This window comes from Sphingobium sp. GW821-FHT02B05, from assembly GCF_059421905.1.
In genome coordinates this window covers 338,637-363,464 of sequence record NZ_JBWKVW010000001.1, presented here as the reverse complement: position 1 = coordinate 363,464, position 24,828 = coordinate 338,637, and the positions used below count along the sequence as shown (strand labels likewise).

Genomic DNA, 24,828 nt, shown 5'->3' with positions numbered 1-24,828 from the left:
ACATGAGCAGCGCAACTGCAACCACGGACCCTCGGGCATATCATCTGCCCGAGGAGCCGCACCTCCACGAAGGCCACAGCACCATGCTGGGCTTCTGGATGTACCTGATGAGCGATTGCCTCATCTTCGCCATCCTGTTCGCCACCTATGCCGTGCTCGGCGGCAATTTCGCCGGCGGGCCCGGCCCCAAGGATCTGTTCGACCTGCCGCTCATCGCGATCAACACCGCGATGCTGCTCTTCTCGTCGATCACCTACGGCTTCGCCATGCTGGCAATGGAAAAGAACAAGGTCAGCGCCACGCAGGGCTGGCTGTTCGTCACGCTGCTGTTCGGCGGGGCATTCCTGTTCATCGAACTCTACGAGTTCTCGCACCTCATCCATGAAGGCGCGGGTCCGGGGCGTTCGGCCTTCCTGTCGGCCTTCTTCACGCTGGTCGGCACCCACGGTCTGCACGTCACCTTCGGTTCGATCTGGCTGATCACGCTGATGGTGCAGGTCGCGAAAAAGGGGCTTATCCCCGCCAACAAGCGCCGCCTGCTGTGCCTTTCCATGTTCTGGCACTTCCTCGACGTCATCTGGATCGGCGTCTTCACCTTTGTCTATCTGATGGGAGTCCTGCGGTGAGCGACGCTGTCCATCCCCACGATGCCCACGGGCACGGCCACGACGATCATCATGAAGAAGGCGCCCATGGCAGCTTCGGCAGCTATATGATCGGTTTCGGCCTGTCGGTGATCCTGACGGCCATCCCCTTCTGGCTGGTGATGTCCGGCGTGCTGGGCGACCCGAAACTGACCGGCATCGTCATTGTCGCCTTCGCGGCAGTGCAGGTGGTCGTCCACATGATCTACTTCCTGCACATGAACACCCGCGTCGAAGGCGGCTGGTCGTTCATGGCGATGGCGCTGACGCTGATTCTGGTGGTCATCGTCCTCGCCGGCTCCACCTGGGTCATGTATCATATGAACAACAATATGATGCCCCATGCGGACATGGATATGACCGGCGAAATGAACGCCGGCCACGATATGTCGACCATGGCGAACATGAGCGAAATGCCGTGACAACGGCGAACACCGGGGAGCGTGCCAAACGCTCCCCGGCCTTTACGATCGGCCTGACGCTGATCGCTTTGATCCTGTTTTCCTGCTTCAGCGCGCTTGGCGCCTGGCAGGTCCAGCGCCTCGGCTGGAAACGCGACCTGATCGCCCGCGTTGATACCCGCATCCATGCCGCGCCGGTCCCCGCGCCCACGGCCGCCACCAAAGCCGACGAATATCGCCGCGTCACCCTGTCCGGCAACTTCTTGCACGACAAGGCCGCCCTGACGCAGGCCGTCACCGTGCGTGGCCCCGGCTTCTGGCTGATGACGCCGCTGCGCGCCGACGATGGCGCCATCACCCTTGTCAACCGCGGCTTCGTGCCGGGCCGCGCCGCACGCTACGACCGGCCTCGGGGCAATGTACGGGTCACCGGCCTGCTGCGCCTCACCGAACCTGATGGCGGCTTCCTGCGCAGGAACGATCCCGCCGCCGATCGCTGGCATTCCCGTGACGTCGCCGCCATCGCGCAGGCGCGCCAGCTCGGCCGGGTTCGCGGCTATTTCATCGACGCGGAGCGCGGCCCCTCCCCCGGCGCCCTGCCCGTCGGCGGCCTGACCGTCGTCAGCTTCCCCAACAATCATCTGCAATATGCCATCACCTGGTTCGCGCTGGCGGCGATGACCGTGGGCGCCTATATGCTGGTCATGCGCCAGACTGGAAAAGATCGCCGGGAATGACCGCGTCGTCCGCCAGACGGGTGCGCTGGCTACCCGGCCGGTGGCCTGCCGACGCCGCGGGCCGCCGCAACATGGCGCTGCTGGTCCAGCTGCGCTGGATCGCCATCGCCGGCCAGATCGCGACCATCGCCTTCGTGCATTTCGGCATGGACATCCGCCTGCCGCTCGCCTCCATGCTTGTCGTGCCCTGCATCGCCACCGCGATGAATGTCGGCAGCCTGATGGTGCTGCGGCGGCGCACAGACATCACGCATGCCGAACTTTTCCTGGCACTGTTGTTCGACGTCTTCGCACTGACCACGCAACTGTATCTGAGCGGCGGCGCGACCAATCCCTTCGTCTCGCTCTATCTGGTGCAGGTCGCGCTGGGCGCCATGCTGCTGCATCGCTGGAGCGCCTGGGGCATCGTGGGCGTATCGACGCTGTGCGCCGCGATGCTGGCGTTCATCTACCGCCCCCTCGACCTGAACGAAGCGCTGCAAGGTCATTTGTTCGACCTGCATATCGTCGGCACCTGGATCTGCATCACCATGATCGCGGTGCTGCTGGTATTGTTCATGACGCGGGTGAACCAGAATCTGCAACAGCGCGAAGCCTATCTGGCGCAGTTGCGGCAGCAGGCGGTGGAGGAAGAGCATATCGTCCGCATGGGCCTGCTTGCATCGGGCGCCGCCCATGAGCTGGGCACCCCCCTCGCCCAGTTGGCGGTTGTGCTGGGCGACTGGCGCCACATGCGCGAAATCAGGGCGCATCCCGCGCTGGTAGAGGAAGTGGGCGAGATGGAGGCAGCGGTGAAACGCTGTAAGGCCATCCTGACAGCTATCCTGATGTCGGCAGGCGAAGCACGGGGCGAGGCGCCCGAAGTCACCAATATCCGCGATTTCATCGACATCATCGCGCGCGACTGGCGCAGCGCCAATCCCGGCATGCCGCTGCGTTGCGACTTTGGTCCGCACAGCTATCCCCGCATCATCGCCGACCCGGTCATCCGCCAGGCCGTGACCAACCTGCTCGACAATGCGCGTGAGGCCGGCGCCACCTACATCAACATCATGGTCAGCCGCGACAGCCAGTGGCTCCACATCGCCGTGCGCGACAATGGCCGGGGGTTCGACCCGACGATGCTGGCCGATGTCGGCAAGCCCTACCGGTCGAGCAAGGGCAAGCAGGGCGGCGGCCTGGGCCTGTTTCTGGTCGTCAATGTCGCGCGCAAGCTGGGCGGGCGCGTCGATGCCAGCAATGGCGCAGATGGTGGCGCGATGATTCAGTTGCGCCTGCCCCTCGACACGCTGGCCATGGAGGAGGAAGAAGATCCTCTTCAGGAGGAGACGGGCGATGACGCATGACCGGCAATTGCTGATCGTCGAAGATGACGAGAGTTTCGCCCGCACGCTCAAACGCTCCTTCGAGCGGCGCGACTATGATGTGCTGCTGGCCGACAGCCTGGAAGGCGTGACGGCGCTGCTCGCCGGTCACCGGCCGGGTTTCGCGGTGGTCGATCTGAAGCTCGGCCCGCAATCCGGCCTCGCTTGCGTCCAGGCGCTCCATGCCCATGATCCGGCCATGCTGATCGTCGTGCTAACCGGCTTTGCCAGTATCGCCACCGCCGTCGAGGCGATCAAACTGGGCGCGACCAACTATCTGGCCAAGCCGTCCAACACCGACGATATCGAAGCGGCCTTTGCCCGTGCCGGCGGCGACCCCGCCACGCCGCTGGCGCCCCGGCCGACGTCGATCAAGACATTGGAGTGGGAGCATATCCATGAAGTGCTGAAGGACAGCGAATTCAACATTTCCGAAGCCGCGCGGCGACTGGGCATGCACCGCCGCACCCTCGCCCGCAAACTGGCCAAGCGGCAGGTCGGCTGATCTTCGACGCTGTGGGAAAGTGGAGCGGGTGAGGGGAATCGAACCCCCGTCGTCAGCTTGGGAAGCTGCTGCTCTACCATTGAGCTACACCCGCGTCTGACCTGCCCATGGCGCAAGCCATGGGCGGCTGTCAACTCGGATCAGCCGTAGGGCGCGTCGGCATCGCGCGCCGGGATCGCGCCACGCCGGCCGATATTCCATCCGGCCAGCCGGTGCCCGGCCAGTGCCGCATCGCGCGGGCTGGTGCCGGCCAGACGCGCATGGAGATAGCCGCCATTGAAAGCGTCGCCCGCCCCGCTCGAATCGATCACATCGACGCGCTGCGGGATCGCGACGATCTCGCCCGCCACAAGGCAGCCGTCTCCGCCCAGCTTGACGACGACATCCTTGCCCTCGCCCGCGCCCCAGCGCGTGGCGGCATCCTGCGCATCGTCCGCCTCGCCCATCTCGACCTCGTCGGCCAGGGTCGGCAGGCCCATGTCGCTGACCGCGATCGCCCGGTCGCGCCAGTGGCGAGCGGTCGCCGCATCATCCCACAAGCGCGCGCGATAATTGCCGTCAAAGGCGATCTTGCCACCATTGGCGCGTACCTGCGCGCACAGGTCCAGCAAAGCCTTACGCCCGGCGTCAGGCAGGATCGCCAGCGTGATGAGCGAAAAATAGAGCAGGTCGGATTGCGCCGCCTGCGCCACCATGTCTGCGCTTTCAGGGAAGTCGAACATCCGCCGCGCCGCCGCTTCGCTGCGCCAATAATGGAAACTGCGTTCGCCTGTCGCGTCCGTCTCGATCGCATAGAGACCCGGCAACCGTCCCTGTGCCGCGATGACCAGCGACGTATCGACACCCTCGTCCTCCCACTGGCTTAGTAGCTGGGCGCTCATCGGGTCCGCACCCAGGGCGCTGGCAAGGCGCACCTTATCACCCGCGCGGGCGAGGTGGATGGCCGTATTGATGACGTCGCCGCCATAGCGCAGGTTCCAGCCATCGCCTTCGCCCCGGCTCAGCTCCAGCATCGCTTCCCCAATGACCGTGATCGTCGCTTTCGTCGCCATGCCCGCTCCGCTCCCAATTTGAGCGGGCTTGGTGGTCAGAGCCACGCGCCAAGTCAAGGGGGCAGGCATCGTCCGTTCGAGCGGCCCATCACGGAACGTTTGCATAAGATCGCCGTTTTGCCGAAGGCAAAGGGTGCAGCATCCGCTAGCGCCTGATTCGGGGACTTGATGACTATCGCCACCAAACAAGAATCAGGCAATCGCTTCGAACTACTGGTTCAAAGCGTCACCGACTATGCCATTTTCATGCTCGACCCCACCGGCATCGTAGCGAGCTGGAATGCGGGCGCCCGACGGTTCAAGGGCTATGAAGCGGACGAGATTATCGGCGAGCATTTCTCCCGCTTTTACACCGCCGAAGATCAGGCGGCGGGCATCCCGGCCATCGCGCTCCAGACCGCGCAACTGGACGGCCGGTTCGAAGCGGAAGGATGGCGCGTCCGCAAGGATGGCGGCCGCTTCTGGGCCAATGTGGTCATCGACCCGATCCGTGCGCCCGACGGCCAGTTGCTGGGCTTTGCCAAGGTCACGCGCGACCTGACCGACCGTCGGGCCGCGCAGGAGGCCCTGCGCGAGAGTGAGGAGCGGTTCCGGCTGCTGGTGCAGAGCGTGACCGACTATGCCATCTATATGCTGGATCCTGTCGGCACGGTGACCAGTTGGAACATGGGTGCCCAGCGGTTCAAGGGGTATAGCGCCGATGAGATTGTCGGCCAGAATTTCGCCCGCTTCTACAGCGAGGAAGACCGTCTGGCTGGCCTCCCCTCCCGCGCACTCCACACCGCCGAAACGGTCGGCCGGTTCGAAGCGGAAGGGTGGCGCATCCGCAAGGACGGGTCGCGCTTCTGGGCCAATGTCGTGATCGACCCCATTCGCACGCCGGACGGGCGGCTGCTGGGCTTTGCCAAAATCACCCGCGACCTGACCGAACGACTCGAAACACAACGCGCGCTGGACGAAGCGCATGACGCCATCGTCCAGACGCAGAAGATGGACGCGATCGGCAAGCTGACCGGCGGCGTGGCGCATGATTTCAACAATCTGCTCGCGGTGATCGTCGGCAGCCTGGACCTGGCCCGGCAACGGATGGCGACCGGCGGGGACATCAGCCGCTATATCGACAATGCGATGACGGCGGCCGATCGCGGCGCGATACTGACGCAGCGCATGCTCGCCTTTGCGCGCAAGCAGGAACTGAAGCTGCAAAACGTCGATTGCATCGCGCTGGTGCAGGGCATGGCGGAACTGTTCCGCACGACATTGGGCACCGCCGCCACCATCGAAACGCGCTTTCCCCTGTCGATGCAACCGGCCCATGCCGATGCCGCGCAACTGGAACTGGCGTTGCTCAACCTGGCGGTCAACGCGCGCGACGCCATGCCGAACGGCGGGCGGATCATCGTCGAAGCCAGCGAAATGACCGTGGAGCAGGGCGAACGGCCCGACCTCGACGCGGGGGCCTATATCCGCCTGTCGCTGATCGATGAGGGCGAAGGCATGGATGCCTCCACCTTGGAACGCGCCCGCGAACCTTTTTTCACGACGAAGGGCATAGGCAAGGGCACCGGCCTTGGCCTTTCGATGGTGCACGGCTTCGCGCAGCAATGCGGTGGGTCGTTGACCATCGCAAGCCAGGCGGGACAGGGTACGTCCGTGTCGCTGTGGTTGCCGGCGGCTCAGAACATGGCGGACGCATTGCCGATCGTCAGCTTCAGCGAGGATCAGGGGGAAGGTGGCAGGCCCCTCGTGATATTGGCGGTAGACGACGACGATCTGGTCCTGACGAACACGGCCGGCATGCTGGAGGAGCTGGGCCATACCGTGTTTCAGGCGTCATCCGGCGCGGATGCGCTGCGTCTGTTGGAACAGGGCCGCGTCGATCTGGTGGTCACGGACCATGCCATGCCGGGCATGACCGGTGCGCAACTGGCCGACTCGGTCGAAGAAAGGATACCCGGCCTGCCGGTCATCATCATTACCGGCTTTGCCGAATTGCCCCCGCATGCGTCCCGCCGCCCCCGACTGGACAAGCCGTTCCGGCAGGCCGATCTCGCCCGCATCCTTGCCAATACCCTGCGCGCCACCACCATCAATAGCGGTACGGACCCCCAGATATTACTTCGCGATCGCTGAGGCTATTTTTCAGCAATTGAATTGAAATATTGGAAAAAGCGCATTTTTTTCGACGCTCTTTGCTTGCAACATCGACGCGCTTCCCCAATGGGGTCTGTATGCAGGACCGCATGGACATATCCCCCGCCCCGACACCGACGTCGCATTTCTTCACGTCGTTGCGGACGCGCCTGCATTATCTCGACTGGGGTAATCCGTCGGCGCCCACACTGATCCTGGTGCATGGCGGTTTCGACCATGCCCGCAGTTGGGACTGGACGGCACGCGCTCTTGCGCGCGACTATCATGTCATCACCCCCGATTTGCGCGGCCATGGCGATAGTGGATGGTCGCCCGACGGTTCCTATATGATGGCCAATTTCGTCTATGACCTGGCGCAATTGGTGGACCTGCTGGATCGCCCGCCGGTCACGATCGTGGGCCATTCGCTGGGCGGCGCGATCAGCCTGCGCTACGCGGGCCTCTTCCCCGACAGGCTGCACAAACTCGTCGCGATCGAGGGGCTCGGCCTGTCTCCTCCCCGCTTGCGGGAAAAGGCGGAGCAACCCGCACCCGACGCCTGGCGGGAATGGATCGAAGGCCGCCGCGCCAGCGCCCGCCGCACGCCGCGCCGCTATCCCACGATCGAAGCTGCGATCGGGCGCATGCGCGAACGCAATGAGCATCTGACCGTCGAGCAGGCGCTGCACCTGACCAGCCATGGCGTCAACCGCAATGAGGATGGCAGCTATAGCTGGAAATTCGACCCCTATCTCAAAGGACTGGCACCGCATATCGAGGCGGACGAACAATTGCCCGCTTTCTGGCAACGCATCGCCTGTCCGACCCTGTTGTGCCTGGGCCTGGACAGCTGGGCGTCCAACCCCGAAAAGGACGGTCGCATCGGCCATTTCAGCGACGCGCGGCTGGTCGAGTTCGCCGATGCCGGCCATTGGCTGCACCACGACCAGTTCGATCGCTTCATCGGCGAACTCCGCACCTTCCTAAAGGGTGAGGCCGGTGACAGCCGCACGGTAGTCCGCCTTTAACCCGGCGACGAAATCGGCGGTCGGCTGTACCTTGTCGATTGCCCCGATACCCTGGCCGCAGCCCCATACGTCGCGCCACGCCTTTTTATCGCCCCCGGTCATCGCGGCGAAATCCATGTCCTTCGCCTTGGGTAGCGCGTCCGGATCAAGGCCGGACGCGACGATGCTGGGGCGCAGATAATTGCCGTGAACGCCGGTGAAGACGTCGGAATAGACGATGTCGGCGGCATGGCTGTCCACGATCATCTGCTTGTAGGCGGAATCGGCATTGGCCTCCGCCGTGGCGATGAAGGGCGACCCCATATAGGCAAGATCCGCGCCCATCATCCGCGCCGCCGCGATGGCACGGCCAGTGGCGATGGAGCCGGACAGGGCCAGCGGACCGTCGAACCACTGGCGGATTTCCTGGATCAGGGCGAAGGGGGACAGGGTGCCGGCATGGCCACCCGCCCCGGCTGCGACCGCGATCAGCCCGTCCGCGCCCTTTTCGATCGCCTTGCACGCGAAGCGGTTGTCGATCACATCATGCAGGACGATGCCGCCATAGCTGTGGATCGCGGCGTTCACATCCTCCCGCGCGCCCAACGAGGTGATGACGATCGGCACCTTATACTGGACGCACAGCGCCAGATCCTCCTCCAGCCGGGCGTTGGTGCGGTGGACGATCAGGTTGACGGCGAAGGGTGCGTCGGCATCCGTCAGTTCCGCCTGCAATAGCTGCAACCACGCCTCGAACTGACCCGAGGGCCGCGCATTGAGCGACGGAAAGGCGCCGACGATCCCGGCCCGGCATTGCGCCATGACCAGCGCCGGTTGCGAGATGATGAACATCGGCGATCCGATCAGCGGCAGCGCCAGGCGCCCCTCCAGCAAGGTCGGCAGGGTCATGAACGATGTCTCCTCTCTTCTATCTGCATCGGCGCTAACACCGGTAGAGGCCCGGAAAAAGGGCAAAATCTACTGTATTGATGTATTAATACAGTGGTGCTAAAATCCCGTCATGCGAATAGGCTGAGGAGCCGGACGATGTATAGCGAGAGCGATCTACAGGATGCCGTAGCGGCGGGTGCTATCCCCCCGGAAGCGGCGCAGGCGTTGCGCGACCATGTGGCGGGGCTGCGCGCCACGCCCCTGGTCGATGAAGAACATTTCCGGTTGCTGACCGGATTCAACGATATCTTCGTTGCGATCGCCAGCATCATCCTGCTGGTCGCCGTCGGCTGGCTCGGCAACGGCCTGCGATTCGGGGCGCCGGACCATCAGCCGGTCTTCATGTCCGGCCTGCTGGTCTCCGCCGTCAGCTGGGGCCTGGCCGAATATTTCACGCGGGCGCGGCGCATGGCGCTGCCCTCCATCCTGCTGCTGGTCGGCTTTGTCGGCGGCGTCGCTTTTGCCATCGGCGCGATCGGGATCCAGATATTTCCGCATGCGGGCGACAGCACAGCGTCGCTGGTCCTGTGCGTCGCGGCGGCGGCGGGCGCGCTGGCCGCATGGCTGCACTGGCGCCGCTTCATGGTGCCGATCACCGTGGCGGTCGGTGCCGCGGCAGGCGCGGGCGTCGGCGTCACGCTGATATTGGCGGCCTTGCCGGGCAACGACACCCTGCCCTTCCTGCTGTTGCTGGCCGCCGGCCTTGCCATCTTCGCGCTCGCCATGTGGTGGGACATGAGCGACCGGGCCCGCACAACCCGCCGGTCCGACGTCGCCTTCTGGCTGCATCTGGCTGCCGCGCCGATGATCGCTCATTCGCTCTTCCACCTGCTGGGCGTGCTGGACAGCGACCAGATCAGCGTCGGCCGCGCCGTGCTGGTAGTCGCGCTCTATGTCGCCTTTGGCCTGGTCGCGCTGGCGATCGACCGGCGCGCGTTGCTGGTGTCCAGCCTCGCCTATGTTCTCTTCGCCCTCTACGCCCTGTTCCGTCAGGCCGGCGCGGTGGAGCTGTCCTGGGCACTGACCGCGCTGGTGATCGGATCGGCGCTGCTGCTGCTGTCGGCGCTGTGGCATCATGCCCGCGCCCGGATCGTCCATGGCCTGCCGGATGCGGTGACGCAGCGCCTGCCCTATCTGGACCGTGTGACCGCTTGAACGGGCGCTTAAGGTCATAGCAGAATCACGATCGGTCCAGGCCATCGAAGTTCACACCGTCGTTGGCCTGCTTTTTTGCGCTTTTTTGCCGTTGATGCGTCTCCGAAGCGTCCGCAAAGCGCTCGCGAAGCGTCACATCCAACAGGGCCGCACGGCAGTCGCGCGACATTTGCGCGCCATCGACGCGACGGGTGGGTCACTGAGCAAAACCACAAGGGGTGGGAGCGGGTCGGCGTCATCCAACAGGATAGAGCAAAGATTATCCTACATTGGAAGGATGAGGATGATCGCCGTCGACCATAAGGCGCACCTGCGACGGCCATTTCCGATCGCCCGTTGGTCGTCACCCCAGCGGAAGCTGGGGTCACAGGCGGCACAAGGAAAGCGTCCGTCTAGCGCTATCTGGTTAGGCGGCAGATCCGTGCCCAAGATTTCAGCCTTCGCCGGCATGACGGCATTTCAGGGCCCTTCGACCTGAAAGCAGAGCAGACCTTCCGCTTTCCACCCATCCAGCCCCTCAATCCTCCACGATCCGCAGCAGCTTGCGCTCCACCGGCGCCAATACGCCCTGCAATTCCTGGCCGCGTTTCAGGATCTGGCCGCCTTCGCCGACCAGCGTCCACATGCCCTGGCGATGCCGGAGCGCCGGGCGTTTTTCGATGCGATATTCGGGGCGTTCGGCGGAACGGCGGAAGGCGCTGAAAATCGCGGCTTCGCGGCCCATGTCCATCGCATAGTCGCGCCAGTGGCCGGCCGATACCATCCGGCCGTACAGGTCCATGATCCGCTGCAATTCCAGCCGGTCGAATCCGACCTGGCTGACCGCCCCATGATGAGGAAACGGCGTCACATTCGTCATCAGGCCCGGTCACGCTCCCTGAACAGCCGCACATCGCCGTCCATATTCTGTCGCTCGACCATCAGTTCGGCAAGCCGCTTCTGCAACTGCTCGACCTCGCACTGGAGCAGTTCCAGCTTCTGCCTTTCCGGATCGAAACAGTCGGTGCAGGGCGTGCCATAGGGCATGAAGTCGCGCTGATAGGCCGTGACGTCCACCAGCATCGCGCGGGCGGGGATGCCCACCATGGTCGCGGCTTCGGCCACATCCTTGGTCACCACCGCATTGGCGCCGACGCGCGCACGGGCGCCGACCTGAATCGGGCCGAGCACCTGCGCGCCGGACCCCACGATCACGCCGTCATGCAGGGTCGGATGACGCTTGCCCGCGATGCCGTTGGCCGGATCTGTGCCGCCCAGCGTCACATTCTGGTAAAGGGTGACGTCGTCGCCAATTTCCGCCGTTTCGCCGATCACGGTGAAGCCATGGTCGATGAAGAAGCGCTTGCCGATCCGGGCGCCCGGATGGATGTCGTTGCCGGTGAGGAAGCGCGAGAGATGGTTGACCGCGCGGGCAAGGAAGAAGAGGTCCGCCCGATAGAGACGATGCGCCACGCGATGGAAGGCGAGCGACCAGACGCCGGGGTAAAGCAGGATTTCGGCACGGGACCGGGGCGCGGGATCGCGGCTCTTGACCGAATCCAGATAGGCAATGAGGTTGCGCACCATGCGAACGTCCCTGATCGTTTCAACCGTTGTTATGAGCAACGCATATAAGGGAATGAGCCGCGCTTTTCCAGATGGCGACAGCGTGCCCGCTTTTGGGCAATAAATAGAAACTTGCTTGGTCGTTCAGGATATTCCAATCATGAGAGTAGACAATTGAACATGACGGTATGAAGGGTAGCGGATGATCGACACATTGATCGCCAATTTCGGCGACATCTGGCCCTTCATCCTGGTCGGGTTCGGCGCGCAGGTGATCGATGGCGCGTTGGGCATGGCCTATGGCGTCATCTCCAGCACGTTGTTGCTGACATTGGGCGTGCCGCCCAGCCGCGCGTCGGCCAGCGTCCATGTCGCCGAGACCTTCACCACCGGCGTGTCGGCGATCAGCCATATCCTGCACCGCAATGTCGACTGGAAGCTGTTTTCCAGGCTGATCATTCCTGGCGTCATCGGCGGCGTGACCGGCGCCTATGTCTTGTCGAACATCGACGGCGCGGTCGTGAAGCCTCTGGTCCAGATATATCTGGCGTCGATCGGCGCCTATCTGATCTGGCGCGGATTCCACCTGCCGCCCAAGCAGCGCGATCCCAAATGGGTGACGCCACTGGGGCTGGTCGGCGGCTTCATGGATGCGTCGGGCGGCGGCGGCTGGGGACCGGTGGTGACGTCCAACCTGCTGCTGCAAGGGTCCAGCCCGCGCCACACGATCGGCACGGTCAACACCGTCGAGTTCATCCTGACGACCGCGATCAGCCTGACCTTCCTGCTGCATCTGGGCTGGGAAGCCTTCACCACCTATACGCTGGGCCTGTTGATCGGCGGCGTGGTGGCCGCGCCCTTCGGCGCGATGCTCGCACGCCATGTCGCGCCGCGAATTCTCTTTTCGGCGGTAGGGGTTATCCTGACCCTCACGTCGCTGTTCGGGGTCGCCAAATGGCTTGGATTTATCGGCTGAGCCTCTTATATTCGGCTTCGTGATCGAGGAAGCCGATAAATGTCCAGTTACCTGCCCACGTTGAAACAGCTGCAATATCTGGTCGCGCTGAAGGAACAGGGCCATTTCGGCAAGGCGGCCGACAGTTGCTTCGTGACGCAATCGACCCTGTCGGCAGGCATCCGTGAACTGGAATCGCTGATCGGCGTGACGCTGGTGGAGCGGACGCGGCGGGTGGTGCGCTTCACTGCGCTGGGCGACCGGATCGTGGAGAAAGCGCATCGCGTGTTGCGCGAAGCGGAGGAACTGGCGGCGATCGCGCAGGCGTCGGGCAAGCCGCTGAGCGGGGAACTGCGCATGAGCGTCATCCCGACCATCGCCCCCTTCCTGTTGCCCCGCCTGCTGCCCCGGCTGCGGAGCGATCGGCCCGAACTCAAACTCTATCTGCGGGAGGAAACCAGCCAGGCGGCGATCGAATCGCTGCGCCATGGCAATGTGGATTGCGTGCTGCTCGCCCTCCCCTTCCCCATGGGCGACATGGAAAGCGAGATTTTGTTCCAGGACCGGCTCTATGTCGCCTTCCCCAAGGACGAGCCGACCAACCCGCCCGAATGGATCGACCCCGACATGATCGACGAGAGCAAGCTGCTGTTGCTGGAAGACGGACATTGCCTGAAGGACCATGCGCTGGCGGCGTGCAACCGGCCCGACCTGCGCGCCAGCACGACGATGATGGGCACGTCGCTGCACACGCTGATCCAGATGGTCGACAATGGGCTGGGCGTGACGATGATCCCGGAAATGGCGATCGCCAGCGGGATATTGGAGCATACAAACATCACCGCGCGGCCCGTGGATTCGGCGCGCTCGTCGCGCGATATCGCGATGGTGTGGCGGCGCAACAGCCCGCGGGAGAAGGAATTTCACCTGCTCGCGGGGATTTTGCGCGATGCGGCGGCGACCAGTTGCCGGTTGCCCGAGGCGGCCTGAAACCACGGGACCGTTCGGCTCGAACGGCTCGCTATCCGGCTTGCCAGCCCTTCGCTTTCGCCTCATCCTCCGCGCGGGCGGCGACCCATGCGGTCGCGCCGTCGCCGAAATGCTCCTTCTTCCAGAAGGGCGCGTCCGACTTCAGCCAGTCGATGAGGAAGGCGCAGCTTTCCAGCGCGGCGGTGCGGTGGCGGGACGCGGTGCCGACGAAGACGATGCGCGCGCCCGGTTCCAGACGGCCGAAGCGATGGATGATGCTGACGCCGAGCAGCGGCCAGCGGGCGATCGCTTCGTCCACGATGCGATCGACCTGCGCCGCCGTCATCGCCGGATAATGTTCCAGCTCCAGCGCGATCAGGCCGCCCTCTCCCCGCACGACGCCGGTAAAGCTGGCCACGCCGCCGCCGCCCAGTGCCTCCAGCGCGGCCAGTTCGGCCGCGACGTCGAAATCGGCCGACTGGATCGCGACCCGCTTCATCCGCCGGTGACCGGGGGGAAAATCGCAACTTCTCGGGCATCGCCGATGGCCGTGTCGAGCGGCACGAAACGCTGGTCGATCGCGGCGCGCAGCTTGGCAAGATCGCCAAGCGCCTGCGCATGACCGCCGCCGCGCATGGCCAGCTGCGCGATCAGGTCGGCGACCGTAGAGTCCGGAGCAGGCGATTCCACCTGCTCTTCATCGCGACCGATGGCTTCGCGCACCCAGGCGAAATAGACGACGTTCAACACGCCGTCAGTCCATATGCTTGATGCCGACGCGCAGATAATCCCAGCCGGTAATCAGCGTCAGGATGGCGGCGGCCCAGAGCGTGGCGATGCCGACCAGTTGCACGAAGGGGAAATGCGGCACGGCGCCGGCGAGAATCAGCGCGCCCAGCGCAATGATCTGAAAGGTCGTCTTCCATTTGGCGAGGCGCGATACCGGCACCGACACCTGCAAGCCCGCCAGAAATTCGCGCAGGCCAGACACCGCGATTTCGCGCAGCAGGATGATCATCGCTGCGGCGATATGGATGCCCGCGATATCGCGCGTCGCCGCCAGCATCAGGATGACCGCGCCCACCATGATCTTGTCCGCGATCGGGTCCAGGAACACGCCCAGTTTCGACACGGTCCCCTGCGCGCGTGCCAGATAACCGTCGAAATAGTCGGTAATACCCATCAGGCAATAGAGGCCAAAAGCCAGCGCATAGCCGGTCGTCCAGCGGGCGCCCAACTCGGCCGGCCACAGCAGCGCCACCAGAAGCGGCACGGTGAAGATGCGCGAAAGCGTCAGCAAATTGGGGAGCGTCAGCATGGCCGCGAAGTGCCACAGTCCGGGTCGGCGCACAAGCCGGACTGTATCCCGCTCAACGCTATTGGACATGGACGCCGCCAGCGGCTAGACCCCGCCCCGGTCGCTAACGGGAAAGAAGACCCCCTTATCCATGCAAGCCTCTCTCAGGCTCTTGAACAAGCGCCGTTTTCTGCCGCTTTTCATCACCCAGCTGCTGGGTGCGTTCAACGACAATCTGTTCAAGAACGCGATGGTGCTGTTCGTCGTGTATCAGGTGTATAGCGATGAAAAGTCGGAAACCTGGTTCAGCGCGCTGGCCACCGGCGTCTTCATCCTGCCCTTTTTCCTCATGTCCGCGCTATCGGGCCAATTGGCCGACCAGCGCGACAAGGCGGTCATCATCCGATGGGTGAAGGCGGCGGAAATCGGCATCATGCTGGTCGGCGCGACCGGACTCGCGCTGATCTGGAGCGGCATCGCCATTCATACGCTGGCGATTCCCCTGTTGCTGGCGGCGCTGTTCGCCATGGGCATCCACTCCACCTTCTTCGGGCCGATCAAATATGCGATCCTGCCCCAGCATCTGCATGACGATGAAGTGCTGGGCGGCACCGGCCTGGTGGAAGCGGGCACCTACATCGCCATTCTGGCGGGCACGATCCTGGCGGGCATCATTCCGGTTCAGGTCGCCGCCGTCGGGATCATCATCACCGCGCTGATCGGCTATGTCGCCGGGCGCAAGGTGCCGCCGGCCCCATCGCTGCTGGACACGCAGCCGATCGATTTCCACATCATCCGATCCTCGGTCAGGCTGGTGCGCGGCACGATGCACATCCGCCGGCTGTTCCTGGCGATCATGTCGATCAGCCTGTTCTGGGCGGTCGGCTCCATCCTGTTCATCCAGTTTCCGCCGCTGGTGAAGAATGTGTTGACCGCCGACAAGCCGGTCGCCAGCCTGTTCCTCGCCATCTTCTCCATCGGCATCGCCATCGGTTCGATCGCGATCAATCGACTGTTGCAGGGCCATGTGTCGGCCAAATATGCCCCCGCTTCCGTCATCGGCATGGGGCTGTGCATCGTCGCCTTCCACATCGTTTGCGATCTGTGGACCCCGGCCGCCGATGGTCAGATGCTGTCGCTGGCAGGCTTTCTGGCCCATCCGCTGGCCATTCCGCTGTCCTTCTGCCTGCTGGGCGTCGCGACCTTCGGGGGCATGTTCGTGGTACCGCTCTATGCCTTCCTGACCACCACGGTCGAGAAGTGCGAGGCGGCGCGGACCGTGGCGGCGAACAATATCGTCAATTCGGGCGCGATGGTGGTTGGGTCGCTGTGCGCCATCGGTCTCAGCATGGCGGGCGTTTCCGTGGTGATGCAGCTGCTGCTGGTCGCCATATTGACGTTGCCGTGCGCCGCCATGGCCTGGGCGCTGCACAAGGCGTGCGACGGCCCCTTATGCCACTGACCGGGCGCCCGGTCCGCCGTTCAGAAAATGAAGCTGTAGAAGGCCGTGAAAAAGGCCGCGAAGCTCAGGCCGAACAGCTTCCAGTCGCTGTCGTCGTCGCTGAGGCGTTTGGCGCGCGCGGAGCCGTTTTCCGCTACGCGCAGCACATGGGCGGGCAGCCGCTGGCGAAAGGGATGGCGGGCCGATTCGGTGGTGAGGACGAGAGGTCGGTTTCGCATGATGATCGGTTAACGAAATATTTACCATTTAGACCAGCGCCTTTTGTGGTTAATTTCGGCCTGTCCCGGCGCGGGACAGACTTGACTGTATGATTTGAATAATACAGCATGAACGAAGAGATGAACGAGTCCCACCCCGTCGATGCCCCTTCGGTGTCGGAGCGCCCCTTCGGCGCCGGCCCGCCCAGCGCCTTTGCACGCCCCACGCCCTGGCGCCGACGGGTGCAGATTGCCGGATGGGTGGCGGCGGCTGGCCTGGCCGTCCTGATGATCATCATCGCCTGGCTGGCGGTGACGGCCCCGCTGTCCCGGTCGCTCAAGCCCATCGCCCCGCCCGCGATCAGCCTGATGTCGGCGGACGGCCATCTGATCGCCCGCCGCGGCGCGGTGATCGACAAGCCGGTGACGGTTGCCGAACTGCCCGCCCATGTGCCCCAGGCCTTCATGGCGATCGAGGATCGCCGGTTCCAGAGCCATTGGGGCGTCGACCCGCGCGGCATCGCGCGCGCCATGTGGCATAATCTCTGGTCGGACGGATCGTCGCAGGGCGGCAGCACGATCACGCAACAGCTGGCCAAGGGCGTGTTCCTCTCCAGCGACCGTACCTTCGGCCGCAAGGCGCGCGAGGCGCTGATCGCGATGTGGCTGGAAGCGTGGCTGACCAAGGACCAGATCATGGAGAGATATCTCTCCAACGTCTATTTCGGCGACAATGTGTACGGCCTGCGCGCCGCTGCGCTCCATTATTTCAACCGCTCGCCCGATCGGCTGACCATCCCCCAGGCGGCGATGCTGGCAGGCCTGCTGAAGGCGCCATCGCGCCTTGCCCCCACCTCCAACCTGAAGGGCGCCCGCGCCCGCGCCGCGCTGGTGACGCAGGCGATGGTCGATGCCGGCTATATCAGCCAGGCGGAACGCAATGCCCTGCCCCCGGTGCGCCTCAACGTGCATGACGATCCCGATCCGACCAGCGGCACCTATTTCGCCGACTGGGTGCTGCCGCAGGCGCGCGACCGGGCCGGCGCCGTCTATGGCGAGCAGGAAGTCGCGACCACGCTCGACTGGCGCATCCAGCGGCTGGCGGAGGCTGCGATCCGCCGTGCTCCTCTGGGCGGCGCGCAGGCGGCCCTGGTGGCGATGAAGCCCGATGGCAGCGTCGTCGCCATGGTCGGCGGCAAAAATTATCAGAAGAGCAGCTTCAATCGCGCCGTGCAGGCCAGGCGGCAGCCGGGATCGACCTTCAAGCTGTTCGTCTATCTCGCCGCTTTTCGCGCGGGCATGACGCCGGACGACATGATCGACGACACGCCGATCACCACCGGCACATACCGTCCGGCCAATCATAGCGGCAAATATCGCGGCCGCATCACCCTGCGCCAGGCGTTCGCCGCGTCCAGCAATGTCGCGGCGGTGCGGCTGACGCAGAAGGTGGGCGTCGACAACGTCATCAAGGTCGCCCGCGACCTGGGCGTCACAGCGCCGCTGACCGAGGATCTGAGCCTGGCGCTGGGCACGTCGGAAATTCCGCTGGTGGAGCTGGTGGAGGCCTATGCTTCCGTCGCGGCGGGCGCCTATCCGGTGGTCGCCCACGGATTGCCCCCCGAAGAACAGGGCTGGTTCGAAAAGCTGATGCAGCGCCAGCGCCATTTCAGCGACGACCAGCTGGAAATGATCCGCGACCTGCTCTCCTCCGCCGCCAATCGCGGCACCGGCAGTGCGGCGGCGCTGCGCACCAGCACCTTCGGCAAGACCGGCACGACGCAGGACAGCCGCGACGCCATCTTCGTGGGCTATGCCGGCGGGCTGGTGACGGCAGTGTGGATCGGCAATGACGACAACGCCCCCCTGCCCGGCGGCGCGGCCGGCGGCGGCGTGCCCGCGCGCATCTGGCGGAATTTCATGAGCGGCGCGATCAACGAGCCGGTCGAGGATACGTCGGACGCCGAACAAGACCCCGATCTGGTCAACGCCATCGCCAATGTGACGGTGGAAACCGGCATCGGCAATATGGGCGTGGGCGTGGATGAAGGGGGGATGACGGTCAATATCGGCGGCGGGCAGATCCGCCTGCCGATCGACCAGCGCCCGCCTGTTCCGACCGAGGGCGCCCCACCGCCCCGGATCGCGCCGACACAACCGGGCGAAGGCGAGGATGGCGGGCCGCAGTAGCGGGCAGCGGCTTATTTGGGTGGGAAGCGGATTGGCGGGTTTTTAGTGTAACGCCTTGGATACCGTCATCCCAGCGAAAGCTGGGATCTCAGGCAGGCGCACGTTGCGTAAATGGATAGCGCAAGACGGCTGGCCTCCTCCTACTGCCGCCTGAGACCCCAGCCTTCGCTGGGGTGACGGCTATGGGGCAAATGGGAAGGGCCGCGATAAGTCCGCAAATGGCCATCATTCACCTTTGCGGCTCAACCGATTTATCAGCCATCGAACCGCAAGCCCTGTGATGAGCGCAACCGCAGCGGATGGCAGCATGACGTGCGACCAAAAGCCCTTATCGCATGAAATATCAGGTGCGCAGTCACCCAAGGCCTCAACCAGTAAGAGGATGGTGAAGATTGGGAGGGTTATGAGCAACGATATGCCGCAGCCCCACTTGCCACCCCGCGTTCCACCACCCCGGTATCTGACGTCATCCATCCGGCGATATTACCAAGCTAACGAATGTCCGCTAGTGGCATCAACAAATCGACCAGCGAGCGGCAACAACTGGTCGCAAGCAGCCCCCTAACTTCCAAAAAGAAAAGGCCCCCGCACCGCGGAGGCCCCTTCCCTAAATTCGCGATGGGCGGACCGATCACATATGGATCGGCTTGCCGCGCACGGCCATGGCCGCTTCCTTGATCGCTTCGCTATGCGTCGGGTGCGCGTGGCATGTGTAGGCGATGTCTTCGCTCGACGCGCCGAATTCCATCGCTTGCGCCGCCTGCGCGATCATCGTGCCGGCAACGGTGGCGATGATCCACACGCCCAGAACCTTGTCGGTTTCGGCGTCGGCGATGATCTTCACGAAGCCGTCCGGTTCGTGATTGGTCTTGGCGCGGCTGTTCGCCATCATCGGGAATTTGCCGACCTTGATCGCGCTTTTTTCCTTGGCCGCTTCCTCGGTCAGGCCTACGCCTGCGATTTCCGGCTTGGTATAGACGACCGACGGGATCACGTCATGGTTCACGATGCCGGTCAGGCCCGCGATATTTTCCGCCACGGCAATGCCTTCGTCCTCGGCCTTGTGCGCCAGCATCGGGCCGGGGATGACGTCGCCGATCGCCCAGACGCCGGGAACCTTGGTCGCGAAGTCATGATCGGTTTCGATCTGGCTGCGCGCGTTCAATTCCAGACCGATCTTGTCGAGGCCCAGACCTTCGGTATTGGGACGACGACCGATCGACACAAGGACGACATCGGCCTCGATCTTCTCCGCTTCGCCACCAGCGGCCGGTTCGACGGTCAGGGTCACGCCCTTCTTGCCGACTTCGGCGCCCGTCACCTTGGTGCCGAGCTTGTACTCGAAGCCCTGCTTCTTGAAGATCTTGTTCGCTTCCTTGCGGACTTCGCCGTCCATGCCGGGCAGGATCTGGTCGAGATATTCGACCACGGTAACCTTGGCGCCCAGGCGCTTCCACACGCTGCCCAGTTCCAGACCGATCACGCCGCCACCGACGACGACGAGATGGCCCGGAACCTTGTCCAGTTCCAGCGCGCCGGTCGAATCGACGATCTTGCCGCCTGCATTATCGACCGCCACGCCCGGAAGCGGCGCGACCGACGAACCGGTGGCGATGACGATATTCTTCGCCGTCACCTTCTCGCCATTCACTTCTACGGTGTTCGCACCAGTGAAGGTCGCGAGACCCTTGAGCCAGGTCACCTTGTTCTTCTTGAACAGATATTCGATGCCGCCGGTCAGGCCCTTGATCGCATCGAGGCGCTGGCCCTGCATGGTGGGCAGGTCCAGGCTCATCTTGTCGATCTTGACGCCCAGCTTGGCGAGCGCGCCATTGGCGGCCTCGTCATAGAGTTCGGAGGCATGCAGCAGCGCCTTGGACGGGATGCAGCCTACATTGAGGCAGGTGCCGCCCAGCGTTTCGCGGCTTTCGGCGCAGGCGGTCTTGAGGCCAAGCTGCGCCGCGCGGATCGCGGCGACATAGCCACCGGGACCAGCGCCGATTACCAGGACGTCATAATCGAAATCGGACATGGGATTTTCCTCTTTCCGTCATGCCAGCGAAGGCTGGCATCTCCCTTTTCTTCAAAAAGAACAAGGGGGCACCCCGGCTCGCGCCGGGGTGACGTTAGAATGTAAGTGTTACAGGTCGATCAGCAGACGGGTCGGATCTTCGATCGCGTTCTTGACCGCGACGAGGAAGGTCACCGCTTCGCGGCCATCGACCATGCGGTGATCGTAGCTGAGCGCCAGATACATCATGGGCCGCGCCACGATCTGACCATTGCGGACGACCGGGCGTTCCTCGATGCGGTGCAGGCCCAGAACCGCCGACTGGGGCGGGTTGATGATCGGGCTGGACAGCAGCGAGCCGAACACGCCGCCATTGGAGATGGTGAAGGTGCCGCCCTTCATATCTTCCATGGTCAGCTTGCCTTCCTTGGCCTTCTTGCCGAAGCCGCCGATGGTCTTTTCGATGTCCGCGACGCTGAGCGCCTCGGCATTGCGGATGACCGGCACGACGAGGCCCGTCGGGGCCGACACGGCGACCGAAATGTCGCAGAAGTCGTTATAGACGATCTCGTCGCCTTCGATCTGTGCGTTCACGCCCGGAATGTCGCGGAGCGCCATGCAGACCGCCTTCGTGAAGAAGCCCATGAAGCCCAGACGGACGCCATGCTTCTTTTCGAACAGGTCCTTATATTTGGCGCGCGCCTCGATGATGTTGGTCATGTCGACGTCGTTATAGGTCGTCAGCAGCGCGGCGGTGTTCTGCGCTTCCTTCAGACGCTTGGCGACGGTCTGGCGCAGGCGGGTCATCTTGACACGTTCCTGCTTGCGGCTCGGACCGGCGGCCGGCGCATCGGCGGCCGGCGCGGCGGCAACCGCACCTGCGGCAGCCTTTGCCGTACCGGCGGCGGCAGCGGCGGTGACGTCATCCTTGGTCAGGCGGCCGTCCTTGCCGGTGCCCTTGATCTTGCTGGGGTCAAGGCCATGCTCCAGCACCAGGCGGCGTACCGCCGGCGACAGCGTCAGGTTGCCGCCATCTTCGTCGTCCGAAGCAGCAGGTGCCGATGCAGCGGGGGCCGGCGCAGCAGCTTCCGCCTTGGCGGCAGGAGCAGCAGGAGCAGCCGCGGCAGGCGCAGGCGCCGGCGCGGCAGCGGCCGAACCGCCTTCGTTCACATAAGCCAGCAGCGCGCCGACTTCGACCGTGTCGCCTTCCTTGGCGATGATGTCGCCCATGACGCCGGCGACGGTCGAGGGCACATCGACCGCGACCTTGTCGGTTTCGAGGGAAACGATGGGCTCGTCGACCTTGACGGCTTCACCGGGCTTTTTGAGCCACTGGCCCACGGTTGCTTCGGTAACGGATTCGCCCAGAGTTGGGACTTTGACTTCGGTAGCCATGAGCTTGATCAGCCTTTCTTCTGGCGACGGATTTCTTCACGGACGCTGTGACCCAGCGCATCGGCGACGAGGGCACCCTGTTCGGACACATGGCGCGACGCCAGGCCCGTTGCGGGCGAAGCGGACGCCTTGCGACCGGCATAGCGGGCGCGCATCGGCGCCTTGCCGGCGTTAGCCAGCGCTTCCTCGATATAGGGTTCCACGAAGAACCAGGCGCCGTTGTTGCGCGGTTCTTCCTGACACCACACGACCTCTTCCAAATTGGTCATGCGCTCGATGCGCTTGGCCAGGGCTTCGGTCGCGAACGGATAGATCTGCTCGATACGAACGATCTGTACGTCGCTGTCGCCGGCGGCATCGCGGGCGTCCATCAGGTCGTAGAACACCTTGCCCGAACACAGGACCAGGCGCTTGGTATCCTTGTCGGCCGACCCGTTCGGATCGGACAGGATGCGCTTGAAGTGCGTCTGGCCCAGGAAATCCTCGGCCTTGCTGACCGCGCCCTTGTGACGCAGCAGCGACTTGGGCGCCATGATGATGAGCGGCTTGCGGAAGGGCCGCAGCATCTGGCGACGCAGCGCGTGGAAATAGTTGGCCGGGGTCGTGATGTTCGCGACCTGGATATTCCCTTCGGCGCAGAGCTGAAGGAAGCGCTCCAGACGGGCCGAGCTATGTTCCGGCCCCTGCCCTTCATAGCCGTGCGGCAACAGGCAGACGAGGCCGTTGGACCGCAGCCACTTGGTTTCCGACGAGGCGATATACTGGTCAAAGATGATCTGCGCGCCGTTGGCGAAATCGCCGAACTGCGCTTCCCAGATTACCAGGCTCTTCGGGTCCGCAAGCGCAAACCCATATTCGAACCCCAGCACGCCATATTCGGACAGCGGCGAGTCCAGCACCTCGAACCGGCCGTGCGGCACGGTCGACAGAGGAATATATTTGTTCTCGCTGTCCTGGTCGGTCCAGACGGCGTGACGCTGGCTGAAGGTGCCGCGCCCGGAGTCCTGACCCGACAGGCGCACGCCATAGCCTTCCGACAGCAGCGAGCCGAAGGCCAGAGCCTCAGCGGTCGCCCAGTCGAAATTCTCGCCGGACTTGAACATCTCGGCCTTGGCAGCGAGCACGCGCGTCAGCGTCTTGTGGACGTTGAGTCCTTCCGGGACGGTGGTCAGCGTCTTGCCGAGGCCGTCGAACAACTTGTTGCTGATCGCCGATTCGACGCTCTGGCGCGAGGTTTCTGCATCGGCGGGCTTGTGCAGGCCCGACCAGCGACCGGCGAACCAGTCCGCCTTGTTCGACTTGTAGCTCTTGGCCGCTTCGAACTCGTCTTCCAGATGATTGACGAAATCGCCCGTCACCTTGTTGACATAGTCGTCGTCGACCACGCCTTCATTCTTCAACCGCGCCGAATAGACGTCGCTGACCGGCGGATGCTGACGGATTTCCTTGTACATCAGCGGCTGGGTGAAGCCCGGCTCGTCGCCTTCATTATGGCCGAAGCGGCGATAGCACCACATGTCGACCACGACGTCGCGGTGGAAGGTCTGGCGATATTCCATCGCCAGCTTCGTCGCGAAGGTCACGGCTTCGGGATCGTCGCCATTGACGTGCAGGATCGGCGCCTGAACACCCTTTGCCACGTCCGACGGATAGGGCGAGCCGCGCGAGAATTGCGGGCTGGTGGTGAAGCCGATCTGGTTGTTGATGATGAAGTGGACGCAGCCGCCGGTATTGTAACCGGGGACGCCGGAGAAGCCGAGGCATTCCCAGACGATACCCTGGCCCGCGAACGCCGCGTCGCCGTGGATCAGCACCGGCAACACCTGTTCATGCTTGCCCAGGTCGTCGCGGAAGGTCTGCTGCGCGCGCACCTTGCCCAGCACCACCGGATCGACGGTTTCCAGGTGGGACGGGTTGGGGACGAGCGACATGTGTACCTTGACGCCGTCAAACTCACGGTCGGTCGACGTGCCGAGGTGATATTTGACGTCGCCCGAACCGCCGACATCCTCGGGGTTGGCGGTGCCGCCCGAAAATTCGTGGAAGATGACGCGGAAGCCCTTGGCCATCACATTGGCCAGGACGTTCAGCCGGCCGCGATGCGCCATGCCGAACACGATCTCGCGCACGCCCGAAGAGCCACCATATTTGATGACCGCTTCCAGCGCGGGAATCATGGATTCACCGCCGTCCAGGCCAAAGCGCTTGGTGCCGACATATTTGCGGCCCAGGAACTTTTCATATTGTTCGCCCTGGATGACCTTGGCCAGGATCGCCTTCTTGCCTTCCGGCGTGAAGATGATTTCCTTGTCCTTGCCTTCCAGTCGCTCCTGAAGGAAGCGGCGCTCCTCCACGTCGGCGATGTGCATATATTCCAGGCCGACATTGCCGCAATAATTGGCGCGCAGGATCGACACGATCTCTGCCACGGTCGCATATTGCACGCCCAGCGTGCCGCCCAGATAGACCTTCTTGGCGGGATCGGTCAGGCCGTGATATTCCGGCGTCAAGTCGGCCGGCAGGTCACGCTTGGTCAAGCCCAGCGGATCGAGATTGGCGGCCAGATGCCCGCGCACCCGATAGGTGCGGATCAGCAACTGCGCGCGAATGGCATCGTCGGCGGCGGCAACCGCGTCGGTATCCGACACGGCCTTGCCCGCGGCCTTGGCGGCGGCCTTCACGGCAACCTGCATCTGCGTGGGGTCCATCGCCCCGGTCAGATCGTCGGTCTCGCTCAGCGGCCAATTGTCGCGTGCCCAGCTTGGGCCGCGCTCAGTCTCGAATTCCTGGTTCTCGTAACCCATTACCCTAGTCCCATCCCAGCCGCGTGCAGTCGCGGAGCGGGAAAATCAGTGGCC

The 24,828-nt window shown here is 64.0% G+C and carries 24 protein-coding genes and 1 tRNA gene; 12 read left to right on the top strand and 13 right to left on the bottom strand.

What is annotated here, in order from left to right; translation table 11 throughout:
• Positions 1–2: 2 nt before the first annotated feature.
• The 5 genes from cyoC to AC07UX_RS01910 are packed head-to-tail and all read left to right on the top strand — an operon-like array spanning position 3 to position 3,651.
• The gene (gene cyoC, locus AC07UX_RS01930; RefSeq protein WP_495190340.1) at positions 3–626 is read left to right on the top strand and encodes a cytochrome o ubiquinol oxidase subunit III; all 624 of its coding nucleotides are present in this window, start codon (positions 3–5) and stop codon (positions 624–626) included.
• Complete coding sequence (cyoD, locus tag AC07UX_RS01925; protein WP_495190339.1) at positions 623–1,066, top strand: cytochrome o ubiquinol oxidase subunit IV; 444 nt, start codon at positions 623–625, stop codon at positions 1,064–1,066. The genes cyoC and cyoD overlap by 4 nt, the downstream gene beginning before the upstream one ends.
• Positions 1,063–1,782 (top strand): SURF1 family protein, encoded by a 720-nt coding sequence (locus AC07UX_RS01920; RefSeq protein WP_495190338.1) that lies wholly within the window; start codon positions 1,063–1,065, stop codon positions 1,780–1,782. The genes cyoD and AC07UX_RS01920 overlap by 4 nt, the downstream gene beginning before the upstream one ends.
• Positions 1,779–3,128 carry an ATP-binding protein gene (locus AC07UX_RS01915; RefSeq protein ID WP_495190337.1) on the top strand — a complete coding sequence of 450 codons (1,350 nt, stop codon included), beginning with the start codon at positions 1,779–1,781 and terminating at the stop codon, positions 3,126–3,128. The genes AC07UX_RS01920 and AC07UX_RS01915 overlap by 4 nt, the downstream gene beginning before the upstream one ends.
• Positions 3,118–3,651: a response regulator transcription factor gene (locus AC07UX_RS01910; protein WP_495190336.1), complete on the top strand. Its 534-nt coding sequence runs from the start codon at positions 3,118–3,120 to the stop codon at positions 3,649–3,651. The genes AC07UX_RS01915 and AC07UX_RS01910 overlap by 11 nt, the downstream gene beginning before the upstream one ends.
• A 20-nt stretch (positions 3,652–3,671) precedes the next feature.
• On the opposite strand, the gene AC07UX_RS01905 is transcribed toward AC07UX_RS01910, so the two are convergent.
• Together AC07UX_RS01905 and AC07UX_RS01900 are read right to left on the bottom strand one after the other, a co-directional pair.
• Positions 3,672–3,745: transfer RNA gene (locus AC07UX_RS01905), tRNA-Gly, on the bottom strand.
• A gap of 46 nt (positions 3,746–3,791) precedes the next feature.
• Entirely contained in the window at positions 3,792–4,703 is a 912-nt protein-coding gene (locus tag AC07UX_RS01900; RefSeq protein ID WP_495190335.1) for a sugar kinase, read from the bottom strand.
• Positions 4,704–4,871: 168 nt separating this feature from the next.
• Here AC07UX_RS01900 and AC07UX_RS01895 point away from each other — a divergent pair, with 168 nt between their 5' ends.
• Both AC07UX_RS01895 and AC07UX_RS01890 read left to right on the top strand, forming a co-directional pair.
• Positions 4,872–6,836: a hybrid sensor histidine kinase/response regulator gene (locus AC07UX_RS01895; protein WP_495190334.1), complete on the top strand. Its 1,965-nt coding sequence runs from the start codon at positions 4,872–4,874 to the stop codon at positions 6,834–6,836.
• 110 nt (positions 6,837–6,946) lie between these two features.
• A complete protein-coding gene (locus AC07UX_RS01890) occupies positions 6,947–7,864 on the top strand; it encodes an alpha/beta fold hydrolase (RefSeq protein WP_495190333.1) in 918 nt (305 codons plus the stop codon).
• Here the strand turns inward: AC07UX_RS01890 and AC07UX_RS01885 are convergent.
• Positions 7,820–8,752 carry an NAD(P)H-dependent flavin oxidoreductase gene (locus AC07UX_RS01885; RefSeq protein ID WP_495190332.1) on the bottom strand — a complete coding sequence of 311 codons (933 nt, stop codon included), beginning with the start codon at positions 8,750–8,752 and terminating at the stop codon, positions 7,820–7,822. The two genes, AC07UX_RS01890 and AC07UX_RS01885, sit on opposite strands and share 45 nt — an antisense overlap.
• Before the next feature lie 138 nt (positions 8,753–8,890).
• Between AC07UX_RS01885 and AC07UX_RS01880 the strand changes: the two genes are divergently transcribed.
• Entirely contained in the window at positions 8,891–9,949 is a 1,059-nt protein-coding gene (locus tag AC07UX_RS01880; RefSeq protein ID WP_495190331.1) for a hypothetical protein, read from the top strand.
• 25 nt (positions 9,950–9,974) lie between these two features.
• Here AC07UX_RS01880 and AC07UX_RS01875 read toward each other — a convergent pair whose 3' ends face one another.
• From AC07UX_RS01875 to epsC, 3 genes are all read right to left on the bottom strand, one after another.
• Positions 9,975–10,118 (bottom strand): hypothetical protein, encoded by a 144-nt coding sequence (locus tag AC07UX_RS01875; protein WP_495190330.1) that lies wholly within the window; start codon positions 10,116–10,118, stop codon positions 9,975–9,977.
• A 348-nt stretch (positions 10,119–10,466) separates the two neighbouring features.
• A complete protein-coding gene (locus tag AC07UX_RS01870; protein ID WP_495190329.1) occupies positions 10,467–10,808 on the bottom strand; it encodes a DUF2794 domain-containing protein in 342 nt (113 codons plus the stop codon).
• Complete coding sequence (gene epsC / locus AC07UX_RS01865; protein WP_495190328.1) at positions 10,808–11,515, bottom strand: serine O-acetyltransferase EpsC; 708 nt, start codon at positions 11,513–11,515, stop codon at positions 10,808–10,810. The genes AC07UX_RS01870 and epsC overlap by 1 nt, the downstream gene beginning before the upstream one ends.
• Before the next feature lie 181 nt (positions 11,516–11,696).
• On the opposite strand from epsC, the gene AC07UX_RS01860 reads away from it, so the two are divergent.
• Both AC07UX_RS01860 and AC07UX_RS01855 read left to right on the top strand, forming a co-directional pair.
• The gene (locus tag AC07UX_RS01860; RefSeq protein ID WP_495190327.1) at positions 11,697–12,470 is read left to right on the top strand and encodes a sulfite exporter TauE/SafE family protein; all 774 of its coding nucleotides are present in this window, start codon (positions 11,697–11,699) and stop codon (positions 12,468–12,470) included.
• Positions 12,471–12,509: 39 nt separating this feature from the next.
• Positions 12,510–13,439 (top strand): hydrogen peroxide-inducible genes activator, encoded by a 930-nt coding sequence (locus tag AC07UX_RS01855; protein WP_495190326.1) that lies wholly within the window; start codon positions 12,510–12,512, stop codon positions 13,437–13,439.
• A gap of 31 nt (positions 13,440–13,470) precedes the next feature.
• Here AC07UX_RS01855 and AC07UX_RS01850 read toward each other — a convergent pair whose 3' ends face one another.
• Genes AC07UX_RS01850 through pgsA form a run of 3 tightly spaced genes read right to left on the bottom strand, consistent with a single transcriptional unit; the run spans position 13,471 to position 14,736 of the window.
• Positions 13,471–13,917, bottom strand: coding sequence for a molybdenum cofactor biosynthesis protein MoaE (locus AC07UX_RS01850; protein WP_495190325.1), 447 nt, complete (start codon positions 13,915–13,917; stop codon positions 13,471–13,473).
• Positions 13,914–14,168 (bottom strand): molybdopterin converting factor subunit 1, encoded by a 255-nt coding sequence (gene moaD / locus AC07UX_RS01845; protein ID WP_495190324.1) that lies wholly within the window; start codon positions 14,166–14,168, stop codon positions 13,914–13,916. Before moaD ends, AC07UX_RS01850 begins: the two co-directional genes overlap by 4 nt.
• Before the next feature lie 4 nt (positions 14,169–14,172).
• Positions 14,173–14,736, bottom strand: a complete 564-nt coding sequence (gene pgsA, locus AC07UX_RS01840; protein ID WP_120249468.1) for a CDP-diacylglycerol--glycerol-3-phosphate 3-phosphatidyltransferase — start codon at positions 14,734–14,736, stop codon at positions 14,173–14,175.
• Positions 14,737–14,866: 130 nt separating this feature from the next.
• Here pgsA and AC07UX_RS01835 point away from each other — a divergent pair, with 130 nt between their 5' ends.
• Positions 14,867–16,177, top strand: a complete 1,311-nt coding sequence (locus AC07UX_RS01835; protein WP_495190323.1) for an MFS transporter — start codon at positions 14,867–14,869, stop codon at positions 16,175–16,177.
• 20 nt (positions 16,178–16,197) lie between these two features.
• Here the strand turns inward: AC07UX_RS01835 and AC07UX_RS01830 are convergent, their stop codons facing one another.
• Positions 16,198–16,395 carry a hypothetical protein gene (locus AC07UX_RS01830; protein WP_495190322.1) on the bottom strand — a complete coding sequence of 66 codons (198 nt, stop codon included), beginning with the start codon at positions 16,393–16,395 and terminating at the stop codon, positions 16,198–16,200.
• 108 nt (positions 16,396–16,503) lie between these two features.
• Between AC07UX_RS01830 and AC07UX_RS01825 the strand changes: the two genes are divergently transcribed.
• Positions 16,504–18,564, top strand: coding sequence for a transglycosylase domain-containing protein (locus AC07UX_RS01825; protein WP_495190321.1), 2,061 nt, complete (start codon positions 16,504–16,506; stop codon positions 18,562–18,564).
• A 631-nt stretch (positions 18,565–19,195) separates the two neighbouring features.
• Here AC07UX_RS01825 and lpdA read toward each other — a convergent pair.
• The 3 genes from lpdA to AC07UX_RS01810 all read right to left on the bottom strand — a co-directional run bounded on the left by lpdA (position 19,196) and on the right by AC07UX_RS01810 (position 24,774).
• Positions 19,196–20,596, bottom strand: coding sequence for a dihydrolipoyl dehydrogenase (gene lpdA / locus AC07UX_RS01820; protein ID WP_495190320.1), 1,401 nt, complete (start codon positions 20,594–20,596; stop codon positions 19,196–19,198).
• A gap of 108 nt (positions 20,597–20,704) precedes the next feature.
• Positions 20,705–21,970 (bottom strand): 2-oxoglutarate dehydrogenase complex dihydrolipoyllysine-residue succinyltransferase, encoded by a 1,266-nt coding sequence (gene odhB, locus AC07UX_RS01815; protein ID WP_495190319.1) that lies wholly within the window; start codon positions 21,968–21,970, stop codon positions 20,705–20,707.
• 8 nt (positions 21,971–21,978) lie between these two features.
• A complete protein-coding gene (locus AC07UX_RS01810) occupies positions 21,979–24,774 on the bottom strand; it encodes a 2-oxoglutarate dehydrogenase E1 component (protein ID WP_495190318.1) in 2,796 nt (931 codons plus the stop codon).
• Between the last annotated feature and the right edge of the window lie 54 nt (positions 24,775–24,828).

Bases quoted from the DNA above. Each gene is read 5' to 3' on its own strand.
- cyoC (WP_495190340.1), top strand. From the start codon at position 3: ATGAGCAGCGCAACTGCAACCACGGACCCTCGGGCATATCATCTGCCC.
- AC07UX_RS01915 (WP_495190337.1), top strand. From the start codon at position 1,779: ATGACCGCGTCGTCCGCCAGACGGGTGCGCTGGCTACCCGGCCGGTGG.
- AC07UX_RS01910 (WP_495190336.1), top strand. From the start codon at position 3,118: ATGACGCATGACCGGCAATTGCTGATCGTCGAAGATGACGAGAGTTTC.
- AC07UX_RS01900 (WP_495190335.1), bottom strand. From the start codon at position 4,703: ATGGCGACGAAAGCGACGATCACGGTCATTGGGGAAGCGATGCTGGAG.
- AC07UX_RS01895 (WP_495190334.1), top strand. From the start codon at position 4,872: ATGACTATCGCCACCAAACAAGAATCAGGCAATCGCTTCGAACTACTG.
- AC07UX_RS01890 (WP_495190333.1), top strand. From the start codon at position 6,947: ATGGACATATCCCCCGCCCCGACACCGACGTCGCATTTCTTCACGTCG.
- AC07UX_RS01885 (WP_495190332.1), bottom strand. From the start codon at position 8,752: ATGACCCTGCCGACCTTGCTGGAGGGGCGCCTGGCGCTGCCGCTGATC.
- AC07UX_RS01880 (WP_495190331.1), top strand. From the start codon at position 8,891: ATGTATAGCGAGAGCGATCTACAGGATGCCGTAGCGGCGGGTGCTATC.
- AC07UX_RS01875 (WP_495190330.1), bottom strand. From the start codon at position 10,118: ATGTCGCGCGACTGCCGTGCGGCCCTGTTGGATGTGACGCTTCGCGAG.
- AC07UX_RS01870 (WP_495190329.1), bottom strand. From the start codon at position 10,808: ATGACGAATGTGACGCCGTTTCCTCATCATGGGGCGGTCAGCCAGGTC.
- epsC (WP_495190328.1), bottom strand. From the start codon at position 11,515: ATGGTGCGCAACCTCATTGCCTATCTGGATTCGGTCAAGAGCCGCGAT.
- AC07UX_RS01860 (WP_495190327.1), top strand. From the start codon at position 11,697: ATGATCGACACATTGATCGCCAATTTCGGCGACATCTGGCCCTTCATC.
- AC07UX_RS01855 (WP_495190326.1), top strand. From the start codon at position 12,510: ATGTCCAGTTACCTGCCCACGTTGAAACAGCTGCAATATCTGGTCGCG.
- AC07UX_RS01850 (WP_495190325.1), bottom strand. From the start codon at position 13,917: ATGAAGCGGGTCGCGATCCAGTCGGCCGATTTCGACGTCGCGGCCGAA.
- pgsA (WP_120249468.1), bottom strand. From the start codon at position 14,736: ATGCTGACGCTCCCCAATTTGCTGACGCTTTCGCGCATCTTCACCGTG.
- AC07UX_RS01835 (WP_495190323.1), top strand. From the start codon at position 14,867: ATGCAAGCCTCTCTCAGGCTCTTGAACAAGCGCCGTTTTCTGCCGCTT.
- AC07UX_RS01830 (WP_495190322.1), bottom strand. From the start codon at position 16,395: ATGCGAAACCGACCTCTCGTCCTCACCACCGAATCGGCCCGCCATCCC.
- AC07UX_RS01825 (WP_495190321.1), top strand. From the start codon at position 16,504: ATGAACGAAGAGATGAACGAGTCCCACCCCGTCGATGCCCCTTCGGTG.
- lpdA (WP_495190320.1), bottom strand. From the start codon at position 20,596: ATGTCCGATTTCGATTATGACGTCCTGGTAATCGGCGCTGGTCCCGGT.
- odhB (WP_495190319.1), bottom strand. From the start codon at position 21,970: ATGGCTACCGAAGTCAAAGTCCCAACTCTGGGCGAATCCGTTACCGAA.
- AC07UX_RS01810 (WP_495190318.1), bottom strand. From the start codon at position 24,774: ATGGGTTACGAGAACCAGGAATTCGAGACTGAGCGCGGCCCAAGCTGG.